This is a genomic window from Bilophila sp. 4_1_30, assembly GCF_000224655.1.
GTDB lineage: Bacteria > Desulfobacterota > Desulfovibrionia > Desulfovibrionales > Desulfovibrionaceae > Bilophila > Bilophila wadsworthia.
Genome location: NZ_JH114231.1, coordinates 1,017,248 through 1,020,589 on the forward strand (window position 1 = coordinate 1,017,248; position 3,342 = coordinate 1,020,589).

At 58.3% G+C, this 3,342-nt stretch carries 4 protein-coding genes; 3 read left to right on the forward strand and 1 reads right to left on the reverse strand.

Annotated features, from left to right (window positions below; translation table 11 throughout):
- Positions 1-18: 18 nt before the first annotated feature.
- Positions 19-633 (reverse strand): HAD-IIIA family hydrolase, encoded by a 615-nt coding sequence (locus HMPREF0178_RS04650; RefSeq protein ID WP_009379510.1) that lies wholly within the window; start codon positions 631-633, stop codon positions 19-21.
- A 241-nt stretch (positions 634-874) separates the two neighbouring features.
- Between HMPREF0178_RS04650 and HMPREF0178_RS04655 the strand changes: the two genes are divergently transcribed.
- From HMPREF0178_RS04655 to HMPREF0178_RS04665, 3 genes are all read left to right on the forward strand, one after another.
- Positions 875-1,618: a basic amino acid ABC transporter substrate-binding protein gene (locus tag HMPREF0178_RS04655; RefSeq protein ID WP_009379513.1), complete on the forward strand. Its 744-nt coding sequence runs from the start codon at positions 875-877 to the stop codon at positions 1,616-1,618.
- Between the two features lie 194 nt (positions 1,619-1,812).
- Complete coding sequence (locus tag HMPREF0178_RS04660; RefSeq protein ID WP_005025936.1) at positions 1,813-2,607, forward strand: amino acid ABC transporter permease; 795 nt, start codon at positions 1,813-1,815, stop codon at positions 2,605-2,607.
- The gene (locus HMPREF0178_RS04665; RefSeq protein ID WP_005025934.1) at positions 2,588-3,340 is read left to right on the forward strand and encodes an amino acid ABC transporter ATP-binding protein; all 753 of its coding nucleotides are present in this window, start codon (positions 2,588-2,590) and stop codon (positions 3,338-3,340) included. Before HMPREF0178_RS04660 ends, HMPREF0178_RS04665 begins: the two co-directional genes overlap by 20 nt.
- Positions 3,341-3,342: the final 2 nt, after the last annotated feature.

Below are 3,342 nucleotides of genomic sequence, written 5' to 3' on the forward strand. Positions count from 1 at the left end.
GGGAAGAGGGAGCTTTCTTCAGAAAGGCCCCTCTTCCCCTCCCCGGTTCTCGATATCCCTCACTATCCACGCCACAGCGGACTCAAAATCCGCAGCGACGACACGCCGGGGCGCGCCCGGAACCTCGACGATACCCGAAACGGGCTCGGGATATCCGGCCTTCCGGGCATGTTCCGCGCCTTTTCCGCTCAATACGAGCAGCCCGGCGGACAGCCCGGCATTGGCGGCGAACCCCAGATCGTCCAGCTTGTCCCCGATCATGAACGTCGTTTCGGGCAAAAGCCCGTGCCGGGCCCGGAGCTCATCGAACATGCCCGGCAGGGGCTTGCGGCAAAAGCAAGACTCTTCAGGCGCGTGCGGGCACCAGACGGCATCCGTAAAAGCTACGCCATACGGCTCCAAAAGTTCCTCAAGCCGTTTTTGGCACGCCACGACAGCCTGTTCAGTGAAATACCCCCGCCCCACGCCGGATTGGTTGGACACCAAGAAAAGGCGATGCCCCGCCTGAACCAGACGCGACAACGCCGGGCCGACGCCGGGCAACAGGGCGACGCCGGACGGTTCCGAAAGGTAATGCTTATCCTCAATGAGCGTGCCGTCCCGATCAAGAAGTACCGCACAGGAAACCGACATGAAAAATCCTCCGGAAAAAATGACGGAACAATGACGTAAAACAACGCGGGAATGTTGCGGAAATCAAGCCTTCAGAACCCGTGGTTCCGCGATTCGGTTCTTGACACGCTGTACATCTTCCTGCAAAAGAGGACGCTTAGAATATGGAGGATGGGAACGGCGCGCAAGAAAAAGATGGCGCGTTTTTCCTCATGCGGTTTGTCGCCGTGGAACATTTGCAACATCTGGAGGAGCTGTCGGTATGATCCGTCTTTTCAGTGCGACCCTGTTGTCCCTGCTCTTGTGTGCTTCTCTGGCCAATGCCGCCGAAAAACCCCTCATCGTGGCTTCCGACGCGACGTGGCCTCCCATTGAAATGCTTGACGAAAACAAGAACGTGGTCGGGTATTCCATTGACTACCTGAAAGCCGTCGCCAAAGAAGCGGGCCTGAACGTTGAATTCCGCAACACCGCGTGGGACGGCATTTTCGCCGCCCTGGAATCCCGTCAGGCCGACATCATCGCCTCTTCCGTGACTATCACCGACAAGCGCAAGAAGGCCATGGGCTTCTCCGATCCTTATTGCGAAATCCGCCAGGCCGTTGTGGTTTCCACCAATTCTGACCTCAAAAACCTGAAAGAACTGGACGGCAAGAAGGTCGGCGGCCAGATCGGTACCACCGGTCTCGTGGAGACCCTGCCCAAGGCCAAGTCCAAAGCCATCGTCAAGACGTACGACGAAGTGGGCCTCGCCCTCGAAGACCTCGCCAAGGGCAACATCGACGCAGTGATCTGCGACGATCCGGTCGCCAAGTTCTACGCCAACAAGAAGCAGGAATACGCGGGCAAGCTTAAGGTTGCCTTCATCACCGACGACGTGGAATTCTACGGGTTCGCCGTCCGCAAGTCGGATACGGATCTCGTGAAGAAGCTCAACGAAGGCATCAACGCCGTGAAAGAAAAGGGTATCGACAAGCAGGTCGTCGAGAAGTGGATCGGCAAATAAACGGCCGTAACTCTCATCCTTAATCGTCCTGTTGCGATTCTATACCGGCAGGGGAGCCCTCTCCCCTGCCGCCCGTTTGGTAAGGCCCCTGTTTTCGCGCGTCGCCCGGGCGCGCCGCAACTTGCAAGGCCCACATCGCGGCGCACGCATCTCATGCGGCGTTTGCCGGAGCCTGACACATTTTAGGAATACTTATGAACAACGCTCCCAACATTCGCATTGAGGTTACGGAGGGCGCACAAATCCCTGATCCAAGGGATCGCAGGCTCCTCAATGCTTGGACATTGGCGTTCTGCGTTGCCGTGGTGGCGCTCGTCACCCTCTGCGCCACGCAGCCGGAACCCTATCTGGAAATCGTCAAATTCCTTCCCGACGGATTGATCATCACGTTTGAGGTGACCGTTCTCTCCCTGCTCTGCACGCTGCCCATCGGGTTGCTCACGGGGCTCGGACGCCTGTCGCGCAATCCCGTCATCAACCTAATCGCATCGACCTACGTGGAAATCATCCGCGGCGTGCCGCTGCTCGTTCAGCTTTTTTACATCTATTACGCCCTCGGCCGCATCATTCAGGTCCCGCCCATGGTGTCGGCGGTCATCGCCATCAGCTTCTGCTACGGGGCCTACATGGGCGAAGTCTTCCGCGCGGGCATCCTCTCCGTCCCCAAGGGACAGACCGAAGCCGCCCGCTCGCTCGGCTTCAACAACTTCCAGACCATGACGCTCGTTATCCTCCCTCAGGCCATGCGCACCATCCTGCCGCCCATCGGCAACGAATGCATCGCCATGCTCAAGGATACCTCTCTGGTTTCCATCATCGCCGTGGCCGACCTGCTGCGCCGTGGCCGCGAATTCGCTTCGCAGACCTTCGACTATTTCGAGACCTATACGGTCATCGCCCTCGTATACCTCATCATCACCCTGCTGCTCTCCAAAGGCGTGAGCATGATGGAAGGGAGACTTACCTACTATGACCGCGACAGAAAGTAACGAAGCCCCCATCATCAGCATCCAGAACGTGTGGAAGTTCTTCGGGCAGCTCACCGCATTGCACGATGTCAGCTTCGACGTGCAGCCCGGCGAACGCGTCGTGATCATCGGACCTTCCGGGTCCGGCAAGTCAACGCTGCTGCGCTCCATCAACCGCCTGGAAGTCATCGACAAGGGCACCATCCTTGTCGAGGGGAGCGACATCAACGCCCCCGAGAACGACATCAACAAGATCCGGCAGGATCTGGGCATGGTGTTCCAGAGCTTCAACCTGTTCCCGCACAAGACCGTGCTCCAGAACCTGACGATGGCGCCCATGAAGCTCCGCCATATTTCCAAGCACGAAGCCGAGGAACGCGCGCTCCAGCTGCTCAAGAAAGTGGGGCTGTCCGAAAAGGTCAACGTCTACCCGAGTATGCTTTCCGGCGGCCAGCAACAGCGCGTCGCCATTGCCCGCGCCCTCGCCATGCAGCCCAACATCATGCTGTTCGACGAACCTACGTCCGCGCTCGATCCTGAAATGATCGGCGAAGTGCTCGACGTTATGGTCAAGCTCGCACAGGAAGGCATGACGATGGTATGCGTCACCCACGAAATGGGTTTTGCCCGCGAAGTGGCCGACCGCATCGTCTTTATGGATCAAGGGCAAATCCTTGAAGTGGCGCCTCCGGCCAAGTTCTTCTCCGATCCCGAGCATCCTCGCCTACAGCAGTTCCTCAAACAGATTCTGTAGAG

Bases quoted from the DNA above. Each gene is read 5' to 3' on its own strand.
- HMPREF0178_RS04650 (WP_009379510.1), bottom strand. From the start codon at position 633: ATGTCGGTTTCCTGTGCGGTACTTCTTGATCGGGACGGCACGCTCATT.
- HMPREF0178_RS04665 (WP_005025934.1), top strand. From the start codon at position 2,588: ATGACCGCGACAGAAAGTAACGAAGCCCCCATCATCAGCATCCAGAAC.
- HMPREF0178_RS04655 (WP_009379513.1), top strand. From the start codon at position 875: ATGATCCGTCTTTTCAGTGCGACCCTGTTGTCCCTGCTCTTGTGTGCT.
- HMPREF0178_RS04660 (WP_005025936.1), top strand. From the start codon at position 1,813: ATGAACAACGCTCCCAACATTCGCATTGAGGTTACGGAGGGCGCACAA.